Origin of the sequence: Aequorivita soesokkakensis (assembly GCF_001641085.1) — a bacterium.
GTDB lineage: Bacteria > Bacteroidota > Bacteroidia > Flavobacteriales > Flavobacteriaceae > Aequorivita > Aequorivita soesokkakensis.
The window spans coordinates 1-18,315 of record NZ_LXIE01000003.1 but is presented as its reverse complement, the minus strand read 5'-3'; the positions used below and the strand labels follow the sequence as shown (position 1 = coordinate 18,315).

At 38.0% G+C, this 18,315-nt stretch carries 17 protein-coding genes; 8 read left to right on the top strand and 9 right to left on the bottom strand.

Annotated elements, in window-relative coordinates; genetic code table 11:
• The first annotated feature begins 5 nt into the window (after positions 1 to 5).
• Positions 6 to 647, top strand: a complete 642-nt coding sequence (locus A7A78_RS03220) for an O-methyltransferase (protein ID WP_068761010.1) — start codon at positions 6 to 8, stop codon at positions 645 to 647.
• On the opposite strand, the gene A7A78_RS03215 is transcribed toward A7A78_RS03220, so the two are convergent.
• From A7A78_RS03215 to A7A78_RS03195, 5 genes are all read right to left on the bottom strand, one after another.
• Positions 644 to 931 carry a twin-arginine translocase TatA/TatE family subunit gene (locus A7A78_RS03215; protein WP_068761009.1) on the bottom strand — a complete coding sequence of 96 codons (288 nt, stop codon included), beginning with the start codon at positions 929 to 931 and terminating at the stop codon, positions 644 to 646. The two genes, A7A78_RS03220 and A7A78_RS03215, sit on opposite strands and share 4 nt — an antisense overlap.
• A gap of 127 nt (positions 932 to 1,058) precedes the next feature.
• Positions 1,059 to 3,365 (bottom strand): M1 family metallopeptidase, encoded by a 2,307-nt coding sequence (locus A7A78_RS03210; RefSeq protein WP_068761008.1) that lies wholly within the window; start codon positions 3,363 to 3,365, stop codon positions 1,059 to 1,061.
• Between the two features lie 16 nt (positions 3,366 to 3,381).
• Positions 3,382 to 3,882 (bottom strand): DUF6702 family protein, encoded by a 501-nt coding sequence (locus A7A78_RS03205; protein ID WP_068761007.1) that lies wholly within the window; start codon positions 3,880 to 3,882, stop codon positions 3,382 to 3,384.
• A gap of 58 nt (positions 3,883 to 3,940) precedes the next feature.
• On the bottom strand, positions 3,941 to 4,666 hold the full coding sequence (locus A7A78_RS03200) for a hypothetical protein (RefSeq protein ID WP_131811100.1): 726 nt from the start codon (positions 4,664 to 4,666) through the stop codon (positions 3,941 to 3,943).
• Positions 4,667 to 4,706: 40 nt separating this feature from the next.
• Positions 4,707 to 5,525 carry a carboxypeptidase-like regulatory domain-containing protein gene (locus A7A78_RS03195; RefSeq protein ID WP_068761005.1) on the bottom strand — a complete coding sequence of 273 codons (819 nt, stop codon included), beginning with the start codon at positions 5,523 to 5,525 and terminating at the stop codon, positions 4,707 to 4,709.
• Positions 5,526 to 5,613: 88 nt separating this feature from the next.
• On the opposite strand from A7A78_RS03195, the gene pepE reads away from it, so the two are divergent.
• Positions 5,614 to 6,333 carry a dipeptidase PepE gene (gene pepE / locus A7A78_RS03190; RefSeq protein ID WP_068761004.1) on the top strand — a complete coding sequence of 240 codons (720 nt, stop codon included), beginning with the start codon at positions 5,614 to 5,616 and terminating at the stop codon, positions 6,331 to 6,333.
• Here the strand turns inward: pepE and A7A78_RS03185 are convergent.
• Positions 6,330 to 6,767, bottom strand: a complete 438-nt coding sequence (locus A7A78_RS03185) for a GNAT family N-acetyltransferase (protein WP_341271712.1) — start codon at positions 6,765 to 6,767, stop codon at positions 6,330 to 6,332. The two genes, pepE and A7A78_RS03185, sit on opposite strands and share 4 nt — an antisense overlap.
• 36 nt (positions 6,768 to 6,803) lie before the next feature.
• Between A7A78_RS03185 and A7A78_RS03180 the strand changes: the two genes are divergently transcribed.
• The 6 genes from A7A78_RS03180 (at position 6,804) to A7A78_RS03155 (ending at position 11,794) form a co-directional block, all read left to right on the top strand.
• Positions 6,804 to 7,550: a M15 family metallopeptidase gene (locus tag A7A78_RS03180; RefSeq protein ID WP_068761002.1), complete on the top strand. Its 747-nt coding sequence runs from the start codon at positions 6,804 to 6,806 to the stop codon at positions 7,548 to 7,550.
• Positions 7,551 to 7,621: 71 nt separating this feature from the next.
• On the top strand, positions 7,622 to 9,139 hold the full coding sequence (gpmI, locus tag A7A78_RS03175) for a 2,3-bisphosphoglycerate-independent phosphoglycerate mutase (RefSeq protein ID WP_068761001.1): 1,518 nt from the start codon (positions 7,622 to 7,624) through the stop codon (positions 9,137 to 9,139).
• 5 nt (positions 9,140 to 9,144) lie between these two features.
• Positions 9,145 to 9,735: a thioredoxin family protein gene (locus tag A7A78_RS03170; protein WP_068761000.1), complete on the top strand. Its 591-nt coding sequence runs from the start codon at positions 9,145 to 9,147 to the stop codon at positions 9,733 to 9,735.
• Positions 9,736 to 9,786: 51 nt separating this feature from the next.
• Positions 9,787 to 10,194: a BT0820 family HAD-type phosphatase gene (locus A7A78_RS03165; protein WP_068760999.1), complete on the top strand. Its 408-nt coding sequence runs from the start codon at positions 9,787 to 9,789 to the stop codon at positions 10,192 to 10,194.
• A 4-nt stretch (positions 10,195 to 10,198) separates the two neighbouring features.
• Positions 10,199 to 11,017: a type I methionyl aminopeptidase gene (gene map / locus A7A78_RS03160; RefSeq protein ID WP_068760998.1), complete on the top strand. Its 819-nt coding sequence runs from the start codon at positions 10,199 to 10,201 to the stop codon at positions 11,015 to 11,017.
• Between the two features lie 12 nt (positions 11,018 to 11,029).
• Positions 11,030 to 11,794 carry a class I SAM-dependent methyltransferase gene (locus tag A7A78_RS03155; protein ID WP_068760997.1) on the top strand — a complete coding sequence of 255 codons (765 nt, stop codon included), beginning with the start codon at positions 11,030 to 11,032 and terminating at the stop codon, positions 11,792 to 11,794.
• Here the strand turns inward: A7A78_RS03155 and A7A78_RS03150 are convergent.
• The 3 genes from A7A78_RS03150 to A7A78_RS03140 form a co-directional block, all read right to left on the bottom strand.
• On the bottom strand, positions 11,783 to 12,790 hold the full coding sequence (locus A7A78_RS03150; RefSeq protein ID WP_068760996.1) for an FAD:protein FMN transferase: 1,008 nt from the start codon (positions 12,788 to 12,790) through the stop codon (positions 11,783 to 11,785). The genes A7A78_RS03155 and A7A78_RS03150 overlap by 12 nt on opposite strands.
• Positions 12,787 to 13,149 (bottom strand): Na(+)-translocating NADH-quinone reductase subunit F, encoded by a 363-nt coding sequence (locus A7A78_RS03145; RefSeq protein WP_068760995.1) that lies wholly within the window; start codon positions 13,147 to 13,149, stop codon positions 12,787 to 12,789. Before A7A78_RS03145 ends, A7A78_RS03150 begins: the two co-directional genes overlap by 4 nt.
• 110 nt (positions 13,150 to 13,259) lie before the next feature.
• The gene (locus A7A78_RS03140) at positions 13,260 to 18,137 is read right to left on the bottom strand and encodes a M4 family metallopeptidase (RefSeq protein ID WP_068760994.1); all 4,878 of its coding nucleotides are present in this window, start codon (positions 18,135 to 18,137) and stop codon (positions 13,260 to 13,262) included.
• Positions 18,138 to 18,315: the final 178 nt, after the last annotated feature.

The window sequence follows — 18,315 nt, the reverse complement described above, 5'->3', positions numbered from 1 at the left end:
TCAAAATGGATTTTCTTCCTGAAAAGTTAAATGATTACGTTGAAAAACATTCACAACCCGAACCGGAATTGCTTCAAAAGTTAAATCGCGAAACCTGGCAGAAAGTGATTGCGCCACGCATGTTAAGTGGGCATTTGCAAGGCCGCGTTTTGAGTATGCTTTCAAAATTAATTCAGCCGAAAAATATTCTTGAAATCGGAACTTATACAGGCTATTCTGCTCTTTGTTTGGCGGAAGGAATGCAGCAAAATGGGGAAATTCACACAATAGACATCAATGAAGAACTCTTCGATTTCCAAAGAAAATATTTTGATGAATCTCCTTTCGGGAAACAGATTTTTCAGCATTTGGGAAATGCTTTGGAAATTATTCCGAAGTTGGAAAAAACCTTCGATTTGGTTTTTATTGATGCCGATAAAAATAACTATCCAAATTATCTCGAAATCATTCTTCCGAAGCTAAAAAAAGGTTCGGTAATTTTAAGTGATAACGTTTTATGGAGCGGAAAAGTGGTTGAAGATTTGAAAGACGATGACGAAGATACCAAAGCATTGCTGCAGTATAACAAATTGTTGAATGAAAACCCAAAACTGGAAACTGTGCTGCTGCCCATTCGGGATGGGTTAACTATTTCAAGAGTGATTTAGAATTTCCTTTTTATAGGGCCCGTAACCTCATCAACCTCGTCCTTTACTTGGTCAATTTGTTTTTGAACATCTTTGGTGATGTCTATATCAATCCCTTGTTTTTCGGCGCCTTTTGTAATTTCAGATTTAATGTCGTTTGTGGCATCTTTAATTTGTCGCATTGCTTTCCCCATTCCGCGTGCAATTTCGGGCACTTTGTCTGCGCCAAAAACCAAAAGCACGATAAAAAGGATAAAACCTATTTCGGCACCGCTGATGAATAAAAAAATTGCCTGTGAAATCATGCTGCAAATATACTAACGAGTTATGAGTTTTGGGGTATGAGTTATGAGTTTTTCTGAAATCTAGGTTTAACGAAAAAACCCTTCTTCAATAAAATTTGAGGAAGGGCTCTTCTGAAATAATTATAAATTAATCTGGGTTCGTTTTGTTTTTGAATTTATCAAAAGCCCCAAGTTTTTTTCGTTTCGGCCAACTATTGTTGGAAGTGTCAATATCTGCGGTTTCCTCATCTGGATCTACTTCTATTTTGGTAATTTCCTTTTCTGAAGCGATAACCTTTCCCACCGATTCATCATTTTTTCGCCATATTTCAGCAGGATATGTAATTCTTTCGGTCGTGCCGTCGCTGTAAGTATATTGCGTAATAATCGGCATTGGAATGCCTCCCGGCTTTTCAAAAGTTACTTTGTAAAAATATTTTGGATGCTTCAACTTCGCTCTTTCTTCAACAGGAATATTGTCCATTATATATTCATTCAAGGTGGTCACATCTTCCAGTTTTGAGTTTCGCATACTTTCTTCAAAATCTTCGCTGTCTTCTTCCACCAAATAGACCATAGGCGGTAAATCGCTTTCTGAAATGCCACGTGCGGCCATCATTTGTTTCACTTCATTATTCATTTTTGAAGTAATATAGAATTTTTTAACGTCCTTCACACCAATATCAACATAGTCCGTAGTGTAAAACCACTCTCTCCAATACCAATCCAAATCAACCGCAGAAGCATCTTCCATTGTTCTGAAAAAATCCTCAGGCGTTGGGTGTTTGAACATCCAGCGATTTGCATAGGTTTTAAAAGAAAAATCAAAAAGTTCACGGCCCATTATGGTTTCACGAAGAATATTCAATGCTGTTGCTGGTTTTGAATAGGCATTGGCACCAAAATTATAGGTATTTAAACCTTTGGTCATAATTGGCGCCAATTGACTTTGGTCACCGGCCATATAATCCACAATATTTCTTGCAGGCCCACGACGGGATGGATACTGCTTGTTTGGCGCGATTGCATCTGGATGGGTTTCGCCAAAATCCTGTTCAGCCACATACTGCACAAAGGTGTTTAGCCCCTCGTCCATCCACGTCCATTGGCGTTCGTCGCTGTTTACAATCATCGGGAAATAGTTGTGGCCCACTTCGTGAATAATCACACTGATCATTCCGAATTTTGTGCGTTCACTAACAGTTCCATCCTTGTCTGGACGACCGTGGTTCCAGCAAATCATTGGATATTCCATTCCTTGATTTTTAGCGCTTACTGAGATCGCTTTGGAGTACGGATAATCAAAAGTCATTCGCGAATAGGAAGTCAAAGTACTAGCAACTGCTTTAGTGGACCAATCTTCCCAAAGAGGATTTGATTCTGGAGGATATAATGAAACAGCCATAACGTGACCGCTTCCCATTTTCACGGCCATCATATCCCAAATATATTTTCGGGAAGTTGCGAAAGCATAATCGCGTACATTTTCGGCTTTAAATTTCCATGTTCTTTTTGCGGTCGAAAAGTTTTTAGAAGCGGCTTCCGCTTCGGCTTGGGTTACAATTAAAACAGGTTTGTCAAATGATTTTTGCGCGGCTTCATAACGGCTCATCATTTCTTTGGTGAAAATTTCCTTTCTATTTTGAAGCTCTCCGGTGCCGTCTAAAATGTGGTCTGCTGGAACAGTAATGTTCACTTCAAAATTTCCGAAAGGCAAAGCAAACTCATCCCTTCCCCAAAACTGGCTGTTCTGCCATCCTTCCACATCGTTATAAACCGCCATTCGTGGGTAAAACTGTGCAATTACATAACCTCGGTTTCCGTCCTCAAAGGTTTCGTAACCACTTCGGGCGCGATCTACAACGTGGTCGTTAATATTATACCACCATTTGATTGAAAAGACGAATTTTTCACCGGGCATTAAATTCTTCGGCATATCCACGCGCATCATCGTTTGGTTTATGGTGTATTTAAGCGGATTGCCTTTGGCGTCTTTCACTTCCAAAATATTGAAACCGCCATCAAATTCATTCCCCATATAATTTTGAATAAAGCTACCCGCCATATTTGCTGGCTGTGCATCGGAAGGTTCAATTAAAGGCGATTTTGAATCTTTTGCCCTTTTATTTTGGTCTAACTGAACCCACAGAAATTCCAATTTATCGGGAGAATTATTTGAATAGGTAATGGTTTCAGTCCCCGTAAGTTTTTTGTTTTTATCGTCAAGTTCTATGTCCATCACATAGTCCGCTTGTTGCTGATAATAATTTGGCCCTGGCGCACCGCTAGCAGTTCGAAACATATTTGGTGTTGAAAATTCTTCGTAAAGTTGCTTAAAACGGTTGGTGTTATAATGGCCGGGTTCGCGTGTTTGTGCGTCTGTTTCTTCCTGCGCCGCAACGATTCCGGAAAAAAGGAAAAGTACTGCAAGAAATAGGGAGTTTGCTATTTTCATTATAAAATTTATGGGTTTAGAAATTTAGTTGGCCGCTGGGTTCATCTTTGTCAAGTATCAAACTTTTGCGGCTATTTGGGGTTTTAAGGTGTATTATGTTTTGCTGTTCAGAGAAAACATCCAACAAGATTTTATTTTCAATTGTAATCGTTTTCAATTCCTTTACATCCGTGACCTCCATATAAGCAACGACCATATCTGTATCGTATTCTTTGCCTATATAATTTAAGGACACAGCTTTGCCGTTCACTTTAATATTTATTTTTTGAAGGATGTATTTTTTTAAATCTTCATCTGCCGCTGCTGTTTCTTTTTTTGTGTCCAATGAAATTGATGGATTATACCGCTGTTGTAGCGCATCTTCAATATCGTCAATAAAAATTTTGGTGATAATTTGAAGTGAACTTTTTTCTTTAACGTATTCTATCTTAGTGATACTAACATAAAATTTATGGGCAGGAGTGGCCGAGATCAAAGGAAAGACCATAAATAAAGCAAAAATTCGGAAAATCTTCATTTTTAAAAAAGAGGCTAATGGAACATTAGACGTTTACTGTTTTATTATGTTACAAATATTACTTTTTATTTTCTTCGGAAAGTCGTTCGGCATAAATTTTTGCTTTTTCATCTAAAACCAAAAGCACATTTCCATATTTTTCTTTTTTGAAATCACTTTCAATTTGGGTGGTTTCTGCACAAAATAATAGAAAATCATATACTCTATTTTCGGGAATGCCATAGGTTGTAGTAAAAAAGGAAAGCGTGTAATAATTAAGCATTTGGGCAACGGCATTGTTTTCAATCTCCCAACGGCGGCGTATTTTTAGCTCTTTGTAATATCCTGAAATATATTTATAAAGTGCCTCAATATCTACACTTACAGGGGTGACCACAAAATATAGCGGCACAATCTTTTCCTCGGGCTCGCCTTTAAAACCTGGAATCCCTACATCATCAAAATTGATGGGTTTTTCCGTCTTTATTTTTTTAAGATCTGCCGCAATATTGCCGGAAAGGTTGGGTTCCAAAAATACTTCATCCAATTCGTTTACAATTTCAGTAAGCTTTACGGTAATTACTCCTTTTTCAAAAATAGCATCAGTAACCACTACTTTTTCGGGCATATATTTTATGGAGGAAAAAAGAAGCGTGTCCTGTGGTTTTACCCCTATTGAAAAGTGACCATTTTCATTGGTAATGGTATTGTAGCGAGAAAAAGTATTCAGTACGTGAATGCCTTCAATGTCGGTATTGTTGGTAATTTTGCCCTGCAATGATTTTTGCTGGGCCAGAAATTGCAACGTTGAAAAAAAGCAAAGCAGGACGGTATAAAAAGTTTTATTACTCACTGCGCTCTTTGTATTCTTTGCTTTTTTGGAAAAGAAACTCCATCAATTCCATTTCGTTTTGGGGTTTTAGCAAGCGTTGATCCCATCCATTTTCTTGTGCAAAATAGAGAAAATCTATTGCTTTTTCCTCGGGAATCCCAAAAGTGGAGGCTATAAAATTTCTGCTGAAACGTTGTTGAAGATTATTGTTTAAAGCATTTCCAGATTCCAACTTTTCGGCTGGAGTGGTTTTGTCTTTTTTGGGAAGTAGCAAACTGACGGCACCCGCCAAGAGCCCCAAAATATTTGCCCCATTTTTCAAACTATTTCCGTGAAGCGCTTCTTCAGCGGCATTACCGGAAATCGCGGTTTGAAGATCCTGTTCAAAATGATAGCCGTATTCAAGATTTTCGTACCCAAGATCCCAATCATTTGAAACTGTAAATGTTTGAATTTTTTTTACGTCCACATTTATGTTGCCAGAAAGGTCATAGGGCCGAACCACCACTTCATCCAATTGATTGATGGACGGATTCATAAAAATATTTATCTTTTTCCGTTCCACAATTCCCTTATCAATTATTACGGTAAAGGATTGATATTGTAACGCGGTTATCTGAACGCGGTCGTTTTCTGCTATCTCAATTTCGAAAGAACCATCAGCATCCGTGATAGTTCCTTTTTGTGAGGAAACGTTGTAAACATTAATGCCCTCGGCATCATCGCCCGTTGGCACATGTATTTTTCCAGCCACTTTGGTGCGCTCAATATCCTGCGCAAAAATCGTGGGGGAAGCAATAATAAATAAAAGGAAGAGTAGTCTTTTTGCCATTCACTAAAAATACGGCTTTGTTTTGTTAGTGAAAACTTAAAGTTTACGTTATCAATAGTTAAATTTACAATTCTGAAAAACACTTAAAATGAAAAACCTACTCATAGCAAGCACCAGCACCGTTTATGGCGGTGAATATCTCGATTATCTTACGGACGAAATGACTGAGCTTTTTAAAGACACTGAAGAAGTAATCTTTATCCCCTACGCCCGTCCCGGTGGTATCAGCCACGATGAATATACCGAAAAGGCCGCAAAAACATTTACTAAAATTGGCAAAAAGCTAATTGGATTGCACACTTTTGACAATCCTATTGAAGCTTTAAAAAACGCAAAAGGCGCATTTACGGGCGGCGGAAATACTTTTGTTTTGGTAAGTGCCCTCTACCGTTTAGAGTTGATGCAACCGCTTCGCGAGGCAATTTTTAACGGATTGCCATATTTAGGAACTAGTGCCGGCAGCAATATTTGTGGCCTTTCTATGCAGACCACAAACGACATGCCCATTGTTTATCCGCCTTCTTTTAAAACTTTGGGCGTAATTCCCTTCAACCTAAACCCGCATTATCTGGATCCAGAACCAAACAGCAAACACATGGGTGAAACCCGCGAAACCCGTATTGCGGAATTTCACACGCAAAACAATATTCCAGTAATTGGTTTACGTGAAGGCAGCTGGCTACGTGTAAAAGACGAAGAAATTATTTTAAAAGGCGAATTAAAAGCACGCGTTTTTGAGCAGGGAAAAGCACCGTATGAAGTTGAAAGCGGCACAATTCTAAATTCAGAATTCAGAATTCAGAATTAAATGAGCTCTTTCACAAAATGATACCCTTTCGCCACAAACCCTTGGTTGTAATAAAATTTATGTGACGGAAAATTATGGACATACGTATTTAATTCAACCCAGTTGCAGGATTTTTTTCGGGCGTATTCGTAAACGTATTCCATTAAAATTTTACCAATCCCGTGGCTTCGGTATGCATCGTCAATAATAACGTGATCCACCTCCATGCTTCTTCCGGCATAATGGCGTGTTTGGAACCAAAGTCCGCAAACGCCAATTAATTTTCCAGCATCAAAAACGCCGAGACATTCATAGTTCTGCTCCACCATTTCCTGCAAACGTTCTTTTATTAATGGTTCGGAAACCGAAAAATTTCCCAGCTTTTGCAAAAGCGGAACAATACTGAAAATGTCATTCTTTTCAATAATACTTATGGAAATGGCGTTATCTTTCAAAATAATGGTAATTTTAAAACTTCACTAATTCATACAATGAAGCGCAACGAATTTATTAAAATTTCAGGCCTTGCAGGAATAAGTTTGGCTATTTTTCCACAATTTTCTTTCAATAATTTTTCAGAAGAATTTACACGAAACCAATTGATTGGAAAAGGCAACCCAGATATTGTGGGCGATAGCTACACTTCCAAAATGCACAAGACCGCAAAGGAAGCATTCCTGAAAATGAAAGCCGCGGCCGCTAAGGAAAACATAAATATTGAAGTGGTTTCTGCCTATAGAAGCTTTCAGCGGCAGAAAGAAATTTTTGAAGGGAAGTACAAAAAATTTACTTCCGAAGGACTTTCACCCGACAAAGCAATCCAAAAAATAAAAGAATATTCTACCATTCCAGGGACTTCGCGCCACCATTGGGGAACGGATATCGATATTATTGACGCCAACGCACCGAGACCTTCAAATGTATTGATGCCAGAAAATTTTCACGGAACCGGTCCATTCTGCAAATTGAAAACTTGGCTTAATGAAAATGCTACAAAATTTGATTTTTATGAAGTTTACACAGACAATGGCATCCGTAAAGGTTTTAAATATGAGCCGTGGCATTTCAGTTATGCCCCAGTTTCCATCCCAATGTTGAAAGCTTACAAAGAAAAGATTGATGTAAAAAAAATGCTTTCCGAAGAAAAGATTTTGGGCAACGAACATTTTTCCGAAGCCTTCGTTTCAAAATATGTGAAAGAGAATATTTTGGATATCAATCCGAAGTTGCTTTCTTAAATTAAAGATAAAAAAATGCTCTAAACCGATAAACACATCGACTCATCAACTTATCGACTTATCTTTGCACAATGAATAAAAAAGTCCTTTTAATGATCCTCGATGGCTGGGGAGTTACGCAAAACGCTTCCGTTTCTGCCGTCGCCCAAGCAGATACACCTTTTATAGATTCGCTTTATAAAAAATATCCACACGCCCAATTGCTTACAGACGGAATGAATGTTGGTCTTCCGGTTGGCCAAATGGGCAACAGCGAAGTAGGCCACATGAATCTTGGCGCGGGAAGAATTGTTTATCAAGATCTCGCCAAAATAAATATGGCTGTTGAAAACGGTACGCTGAGCCAAGAACCCGAACTTAAAAAAGCATTTGAATACGCCAAAAATCACAACAAAAAATTACATTTTTTGGGTCTTGTTTCCAACGGGGGCGTACATTCCCACATTGACCATTTAAAAGGTTTGCTTACGGCAACCCACAATTATGGTTTAGAAAATGTTTTTGTACACGCTTTCACCGACGGCCGCGATGTGGATCCACATTCGGGAAAAAGTTTTATTGAAGAACTGGAAAATCATTTGGCAAAAACAGGCGGAAAATTGGCTTCAATTATTGGGCGTTATTATGCAATGGACCGTGACAAACGTTGGGAACGTGTTAAAAAAACCTATGATTTGTTGGTCTTCGGAAAAGGGACGGCTTCAATTGATGCTGTAAAAAGTATAGAAAAAAGTTATGCCGAAGGAATTACCGACGAATTCATCGAACCGATTGTGATGACAACTTCCGAAGGAAAACCCGTTACAACGATTGAAAAGGATGACGTTGTTATTTTCTTCAACTTTAGAACTGATCGCGGCAGGCAACTTACCGAAGTTTTAACCCAAAAAGATCACGAAACTTTTGGAATGAAAACGCTTCCATTGTATTTCGTGACGCTTACCAATTATGACGATTCCTTTGGGAATATTCACGTGGTTTACAATAAAGAAAATCTGCACGATACTTTAGGCGAAGTATTGGAGCTGAACGGAAAAAAGCAAATAAGAATCGCTGAAACCGAGAAATATCCGCACGTAACCTTCTTCTTTTCCGGAGGAAGGGAAATTCCTTTTGAAGGCGAAAAACGTATTCTTTGTCCTTCGCCAAAAGTTGCAACATATGATCTGAAACCCGAAATGAGCGCTTACGATCTTCGCGATATGATTTTGCCGGAAATTGAAAACGAAACGGCAGATTTCATCTGTTTAAATTTTGCAAACCCAGATATGGTTGGCCACACCGGCGTATTTGAAGCTGCAGTAAAAGCTTGCGAAACGGTTGACAAATGTGCAAAAGCAATTGTTGAAAAAGCATTGGAAAGCCATTACGCAACAATAATAATCGCGGACCATGGCAACAGCGAAACCATGCGAAACCCCGACGGTTCGCCAAACACGGCACATACTACTAACCCAGTTCCAATTATAATTGTGGACGACGACATAAAAGCAGTTAAAAATGGTATTTTGGGTGATATAGCCCCGACTATCCTCGATATTATGGGAATTGAAAAACCCGAAATAATGACCCAACATTCCCTAATTTGAACTCTATGAAAAAACTATTTATAATACTTTCGGCAACACTTGTAATTGCCTGCAATTCTTCCAAAGAAAAAAGCAAAGTAGATAAAAACACTTCGAAGGAAATGATTTCAGAAAACAACAAAGAAAAAGTAAATGATACCGTTCCCTATGAAGATTCCGTGATGCTTTTGGGAAAAGCCAACCGAAACGGTTTTCAAATGGACGCTTTTAAAGATTGGTTTAATACGGGCTATGCTAATTATGAAGTAGATTCTGAAACCGTTGAAAAATTAAAACCACTTTTAAAAGATATAACAATCACTGTTTTTATGGGAACTTGGTGTGAAGACAGCCAACGCGAAACGCCGCATTTCTATAAAATTATTGACGAAACAGGTTTTGACGAATCAAAACTCACTTTGGTAACCGTTTCTGAGGAAAAAACTACCCCGCAAGGTTTCGAGGAAGGGAAAAATATTACGAATGTTCCAACCATAATTTTCTACAAAAACGATAAGGAATTGGGCCGAATCGTGGAATACCCCATTGAAAGTCTTGAAAAGGATATGTTCGCCATTTTAAGCGGAAAGGAATACAAACACGCTTACGCCGAATAAAACTTTAGCATCGGTATAATTCTTTGTAATTTTGCGGTTTGAAATTTGAAAATGATCAGAGAGACCCTAACAATTGCAGTAGATTTTGATGGAACCATCGTTGAGGATGAATACCCTAGCATTGGCCGTCCCATTATTTTTGCTTTTGAAACACTTAAAAAACTTCAGGACGAAGGACATAGACTTATTTTATGGACTTACAGAAAAGGCCGTGCTTTAGAAGATGCGGTGAAATTCTGCGAAGAAAATGGAATCGTTTTCTATGCTGTAAACAGAAGCTTTCCCGAAGAAGAATTTGACAGTTCATACAGCAGAAAAATTCACGCAGATATTTTTATTGACGATCGCAATATTGGCGGATTAAAAAGTTGGGGTGAAATTTATCAGCAACTTATTGGCGAACCTAAGCCCGCAAAACCTAAAACACAAAAAAAAGGATTGTTTTCCTTTTTAAAATAGTACTATGATAATTCAAAAAACAAAAGAAGAAATTGAATTGATGCGCGAAAGCGCTTTGGTGGTATCCCGTACTTTGGGAATGCTTGCAAAGGAAGTAAAACCAGGGATGACAACCAATAAGCTCAATAAAATGGCGGAAGATTATATTCGCAGCCAAGACGCTATTCCGGGTTTTTTGGGTTTGTACGACTGTCCTTCAACACTTCTTACAAGTGTAAATGAAGCAGTTGTCCACGGTCTTCCCACAAATATTCCTTTGAAGGAAGGCGATATAGTGGCCATAGATTGCGGCGCCATTAAAAACGGGTTTTATGGCGACCACGCTTATACTTTTGAAGTGGGCGAAGTTGCTCCAGAAATAAAAAAACTGTTGAATATTACCAAAGAATCCCTTTACGTAGGGATTCGCGAGTTTAAAGCTGGCAACCGCGTGGGCGATGTAGGTTTCGCCATTCAAAATTATTGTGAAGCACATGGCTATGGGGTGGTTCGCGAACTGGTTGGCCACGGTTTGGGGCGAAAAATGCACGAAGAGCCGGAAATGCCAAATTACGGTCGTCGCGGTCGCGGAAAGAAATTCATTGAAGGTATGACCATTGCTTTGGAACCGATGATAAATATGGGAACCCATAAAGTAAAACAGTTAAAAGATGGTTGGACTATTGTAACGCAAGACGCACAACCCAGCGCACATTTTGAACATAACATTGCTTTGGTTAACGGAAAACCCGAATTGCTTTCCACCTTTGCTTATGTTTATGAAGCGTTGGGAATTGATAGCGATGAGGAAAAAGAATTCCGAGCAAACGAATTCGTACTATAAAATCTTCCGTATTTGTTCAAAAAAATCCTAAATACAATTCCTCGACCGCTTCTCATTAGACTGAGTATTATAGGCCGGCCAATACTTGCCTTTTTTCTGAAAGGAAATAAATACACTGACCCGATTGATGGAAAATCGTATCGAAAATTTCTTCCTTATGGCTATGAAATTGTTCGTGAAAATGTGCTTTCGCCCGGTACGCTTTCGTTGGAACGGCACAGATTGTTTTGGCTTTATTTGAAAAACGAAACAGGTTTCTTCACTGAAAATTTAAAAGTGCTCCATTTCGCACCCGAGCAGGCGTTTTATAAGAAATTTAGAAAAATGAAAAATCTGGATTATACCACAACCGATCTGAATTCGCCAATTGCAGATGTGAAAGCAGATATCTGCGATTTACCATTTCAAAATAATGAATTCGATTTTGTAATCTGTAATCACGTTTTAGAGCATATTCCAAATGATACCAAAGCGATGCAGGAAATTTACCGCGTTTTGGCACCGGGTGGCACGGCGATTCTTCAAGTTCCGTATAAAGCTGATTTAGAAAAAACTTTTGAAGACAATAGTATTACCGACCAGAAAGAACGTGCAAAAATATTTGGGCAATATGATCACGTTCGGGTTTACGGAATGGATTATTTCACGAAACTTGAAAGTATCGGTTTTAAAGTGGAAGCTGTAGATTACACAAAAGTGCTTTCTTCGGAAGAAGTTGAAAAATACAGATTGCCAAAAGGGGAATTAATTCCTGTTTGCAAAAAACTAATTTCCTAAACGGTTTTTAAAGCCATCCGTCATAAAAACTTGATGGTTATTCAATGAATCATTAAAGGTTAGATACGCTTCCACATTTGGAAGATTTTTCAGCAATTCTTTTGATTTTTCCAAGCCCAAGGCCATAAACGAAGTTGCATACGCATCTGCCACACCGCAGGTGGGCGCAATAACCGTAGCACTTGTAACATCGCTCATTTCTGCAGAGCCTGTCAATGGATTCAATGTATGGACGAATTTTTTTCCACTAAGGGAATCAATTCTGAATTTTCGGTAATTGCCCGAGGAAGCCATCCCAACATTTTTTAACCTAACAGTCGCCTCAAAAGTTCGATCTTCCAACGCTGAATCTACAGCTTCAATACCCACAACCCACTCTTGGTTTTTTTCAATATTCTCCCCTTTCGTAAGAATTTCTCCACCAAGTTCAATCAAATAATCGGTTACCCCTTTTGACTCCAAATAACGCCCAAGGCAATCAATTCCGAAGCCTTTTGCCACCGCGTTAAAATCGAAATAAATCTGCGGATATTCTTTGGAAATAGTTCCGTCACTTTTGATTTTCACTTTTTGAAAACCTACATATTCCATCAAGGAATCCAAAGTTGTACTGTCAATTTGTTTTAGCGGTTTTACATCACCAAAACCGTATGCATTGCGCAATACACCGATTGTTGGGTCAAAATAGCCGTTTGTTTTTTTGTTCACTTCATCAGAAATTTCAAAAACCTCACGGAAAATAGAATCAACCACAACGGTGGAATCGCCCTTGTTTACTTTTGAAATATCACTATCGGGAATATAAGTGCTCACGGAATGGTTTACCGCAGCAATAACAGAGTCCAGCCCTTTTTTAAAATCTATATCTTTTTCGGAATAAAATTGAATGTTATAGGTTGTTCCAAAAGCATCACCCTGTAAAAAAATGGGGCGTGGTTCTTTCTTTTCACAAAAAACGAAAAGCAGCAATACGGGTATTAAAAATAGTTTCCTCATAATATTTCCTGTAATCCTTTATAAACCATGGTATAATCCTCATCTTTTAAAACCGGTTGTCCATAATCACTTCCGTGGCCAAGACCTACCCCTGCGTAATAGGTTTTTGCATCAAATTTTGCGGCATGCTCTTTAATGGTTTGCATAAAAAGAGGATCGTAAGCATTAGCATCCTGCGGAAAAGAAATTGCCCGAACGATTACAAAATGAAGGATTTTATCTTTCAAAGCCACAAATTGCGGGTCTCTTTTCAATTTTGAATTGACACCCAAAAATTCATAGCCTTCAGCTTCAAGCTGTTTCCCAACGATGTTCATAGCAAGGTTGTGAAGTTCTTGTTTGGTAAGTTTTTCGCCCATAATTGACTTCAAAATTACGGTTTTTGAATTTATTCTTTTAATTATAGAATCATAAAAAAACCGTCTTTGAAATAACAAAGACGGTTTTTAAAAATAGCTTTTGAAAGCAATTAATTCTTAATAATTCGTTTGGTTAAAATCCCTTCCTCTGTATGGATCTTAACAAAATAAGTAGCCGATTGCAAGCTGGATATATCTAAGGAATACTGGTTGCTATTATAATCAACACTCATCAATTTTCTTCCGCGAATGTCAAAAACCTCAACAGAATTTACAACTACTTTTGGTGAAATAATTGTAATATTTCCAGTAGTTGGGTTTGGTATTAGACTGATGTTTTGCAATTGGGTTTCTGAAACGCCCAAAACGGTGCTTTTGAAAAGTAATACGAAACGTTCATTCTGCGCACCTTCCTTGCTTTTGAAAATATAATCGGAATTAGTAAGGTTGTGAATTACATTTTCAGCTTTATCAACTAAATAAACCTGAACGTCCGGCCAAATAGTCCCGTCTTGTTTGCTTATGGAAATCTTGAATTCCTGATTTTCCTCTATTTGACTAACGAAGCCCAATGGAATTTCCTGATCAGCATTAAAAGCACTTCTTCCTTGAATGGCAAGTTCTTCGCCAGAAATTAATTTAGAATACAAACTTACTGGTGTAGCCAATCTTTTTGCATCAAATTTGGCGTCATATCCATCTACGGATTCTTCAGAAAAAGAAATCAACATTGTGCTGTTAAGCCCATAAGTTTCATTGAAAACATTTAGCCACATACGTTCCTTTGGAGCTGCCGGTCTTCTATAGGTATTGTTATTATCAACAACCCGCATATAGTTTTTGAATTTTGCAGTACCAGCTGCTGTAGCTTTAAAACCAAATCCCTGCCCCGAAGAAATATAACCATTAGGCTCGGTTGTTCCTCCTGGACCGTCATTGGCAGCAGGCACACCTCCAGAACCATTAAACATGGAAATATCCCCCATATCATAATTCTTAGTCTTATAACCCGGATAACTTGAACTAGCCGCCGTAAGATGCTCCCAGAAATAAACCGCATTAATCATAGTATTATCAACATCATCCATAAATAACTCAGCATCAATTGCCGAAGCGTATGGGTTACCAACAATATTTGGACTTGAGTTCTGATCACCATTGTAAAGCACATTAAAATCTACTTCACCATTATTCAATGTTCCCAAGGTATAATCAAGCGTATAATTTCCGCTGTCCGCTAAAGTTGCCTGCGGAAGTACCAAATAACCTTCTCCAGGATTTACGACTCCAGTATGGAACACCCAATTATCCCCTTCTTCATCAGCAAAATTTTCAGCTAATGGATCAAAAGCAGCAACGTCTAGGTCTGGATTAAACAAGTTGGTTAAATGGTGGCGCACCTGTATGGCATTTCCATAAACACCAGTACGGCTTTCGGCTGTCATAGGGCTTCCCATCACCATAAAGTATTTGGGTTCCAAGAATGGAGTAATCTTACGTACCGTAATGCTTCCGTTGTTTGTTACTGTCGCAGCGTCATCTACTTGAACTACGCTGCCTTCGTTAGCTACAAAAAGAGTTCCATTAACGGTAATATCCCTTTCAACTTTTATGTATGTTCCATCTGGTACGGTAAGGGTTTTTCCAGAATTTACTATTAAACTGCAAGCATCAATATTAGCTGTTGAAGTATTATAATCTTCATCAATAATTGCCATCATATTTGAAGAAGGTAAGCCATTACTCCATCCTGAGGATGAATAAATTGTAGAACCTGGGCAGTCTGAAAAAGCTTCGACGGGACCAAAGAGGTAATCGCCATCAAGGCCAGTGAAATTTCCTGTCAATGTAATATTAGTGCCAAACGCACCAATAGTAAGTACCGATGTCTCATCACCATTTGTTCTATAGGCTACTAACTCAGTTCTTGACAAACCTGTTGCAGATTCCCAACCTGCTATTTCAGCAAGAGTAAAATAAAATTTAATGGTTGTACTTCCAGAAGTTGTTGCATTATCAACCCCTATTCTGAAGTTTTTATCCATAACAAGATTCGGTGCAGTACTGCCATTATAGGATTGAGCACCCGTTCCAGCACGTGAAACAGATGTGTCCGTACAACCATAATCAAAGGAATTATTGTTAGTTATATTAAGCATTACATTTCCAGTGGTTGCATCTGATGTATAAACTGTACCCGCTCCGCCTAAATCAATTAGGTCATTTGTAGTTCCCGTGTTTACGGATGTTTGAATTGAAGTAGAAACAGTTGCCGTAATTGAAACATTGTCAAAAAATAACAAACCATTGTTTGCTGAAGAGTTATAGTGTCTCACAACGAAATAACCTGTTTGACCCGCAAGCGATGTATTGTTTATTGTTCTAATTTGTCCCGCATTAGAGAGTGTATTTCGGTCTTCAAGATTTATTCCTGCATTAATATCTGCAGCGGTATCTATATTGGTTGTCCAATAAACAGCATAATGTTCTATAGTATTGTAACCCCCAATCCCAAACGAAAACTGAGTATTTGTAGTCCCAGCTGGAATACTTATTTTAGGGCTAATAAAATAATTATTTGCATTTGCTTTTCCACTACCACTTCCTAAAAATGTTAAATTTGTTTCTGAAGCTGGATAGCTTCCAGTAATACCGGTATAAACCGGACCACTTATACCAGCAACCCAGACATGTCCATCACCATCACCATCTAAAAGACCTCCCCAACCACCTAATTCAAAATCTTCATCAAGTAAAGTTATATTTTGTGAAAGTACTGGAGCATTGTCATCATTAATGATTGTAAAAGTTAAAGAATTTGCGGCAGGATTTGCTGTTGCATTTCCTCCATTTGCATTTACTGCAAAATCAATAATTGCAGTTTCATTTGTTTCATTAAATCCATCATTATAAATCCTTAATATTAAATTTTGCTTTGTTGTTGAGCCTGAAGGAAATGTAACTGTAGGAGTCAATATTTCATAATCTACATTATTCATCGCCGTTCCTCCTGCAACTGAAAAGGTAACTGTTGCGTTTTGTGAAGGTGCCAAACCAATGATTAATGGCACTGAAACATCTGTATAACCGCAATCGGTTGCTTCTAAAGTGCTATCAGTTACACTTAAATAACTAATAGATGGAGTGCAAGAACCTGCAAATGCGGCTCCCACACCAACTGCACGCCAAGCATTTGTTACTGCTTGAGTCTCTAAGGAGCAAGCTCCATATAAATCTGTAGCAGCTTGAATTGAAGCTGTTCTAGTATTGGCAAAAGTTGAGTTTGCTGACAAATAATTTTTTATAGTTCTATAAGTAATTAATTGAGCTTTATTCATTCCAATGCCTGTAACATTGTATGAATTCCCATTATCATTCGTTCCACTACCACCTACAACTGTAAGATAAAACCAGAAGTTTAATACTCCGCTATTTGTATGTACTCCACAATAGTCATTGCCATTAGTAGGTGTTCCACAATTAGGGTTTATCCAATAAGTTCCACCATATGTGTCTGGTTGGCCTTGTGAGTTCGGATTGCTCATAGATCGCAGTGCCGCAGAACCTGTTCTTCTGTCTATTTCATCACCAATCAACCATATTTTCGCAGCTGGGTTCGTATCACTTCCATTTCCTTTAGCGTAATGTTCTACAGATGCACCCCATATATCCGAAAAAGCTTCATTTAATGCACCAGACTCTCTTTGATATGCCAAATTAGCGGTATGTGTTGTTACTGCATGGCCTATTTCGTGTGCTGCAACATCAATGGATGTTAATGCATCAAAACCACCACACCCCTCAGTAGCCCCACAAGAACCATCACCATAGGTCATTACACTACCATTCCAAAAAGCATTATTATAACCAGCTCCTCCAGCAACATCATCAAAATGTACCCAGCTATTTATAGATGCTCCAGCGTTATCATAACTATTTCTTCCGTGGACATTATACCAATAATCATAAGTTTCTTCTGCTCCCCAATGGGCATCAAGAGCTGCGTTGTCCTTATTTGTGTTATTAAATTCTCCAGCGGTCCAATTATTATCTGAATCTGTAAAATCTGTATAGTAATATAGTGGCTGTCTCGTACTATTGAAAGTATTGATACCATCACCTCTGGTATTGTCTCTTAGCCTATATGACCCTGAAATACTTCTTGTTGTTATGCTTTGGTTGCCACTATATCGGGTAGCTGCAGTTCCGATTGCTAACATGGTGAAATCTTCATTTTCAACTCGCTGACAAAATATTTCCTCTGTTTCGGCAGTTGCGTGAACCATCCCTTCAAAACCTTTATTGTCAGCATGCTTTATAATTGCATCATAAAAAAGTGCCTCACCTGTATTTGCATCTATATATATATTTCCACGACTTATTGGTCGAGTAGCATAAATATCAAATTTATATGCCAATCTGTAGCTCTCCACATTATTTTCAGAAGTAATTTCATTTGAAAAAACCGGAAGAATTACCAATTCTCCTTCGGGCTTTTTATAGTCGTCCATCACTTTCGCCATCCCAGTATTTTCCCATAAATACTGCTGGGCACCAATATGTGAAACAGCTTTTTGAAAAGCCGAAGCTTTAGTTAGACCTGGTGAAGCATTTACTTCTTTAACTGGATAATATTCCTGACTTAAAGAAACAACTTTCCCTTGTTGACTATGAAGAACCACTATGCCAAATTCCACTTTAATTCCATTGAAATATTCTTGATATTTCTGATGAAAAAAACCTAAATCATCACTCTCTTCTCCAATTAGCTGAAATGTTATTGCTGGTGGCAGTCCGTAAACTTCCCGAAGTAGCATTTCTGGATTTTGGGAAATGTATTTATTGGCATCATCAAAAACTAAAAGACCAGTAGAAGTACTTTGTATTTTTGAATTATTTGCTTTTTTTAAAATAGGGTTTTGATTAGACTGGCCATATCCTAAATTTAGAGTCAATAAGAATACTAGCGAAAGTGTAAAATTTTTCATGTTCTGGGGCTTAATAATTTATTTTATTGTATCAAAAATAACACATAATATATATTTAACAACTCTTTAAGAAATTTAATAACATAAAAAAAACCGTTTCAAAATAAATTGAAACGGTTTCTTGAAAATTGCATTAATTCTTTAATTATCCTCCAAAATAATCAAAACGGATATTCTC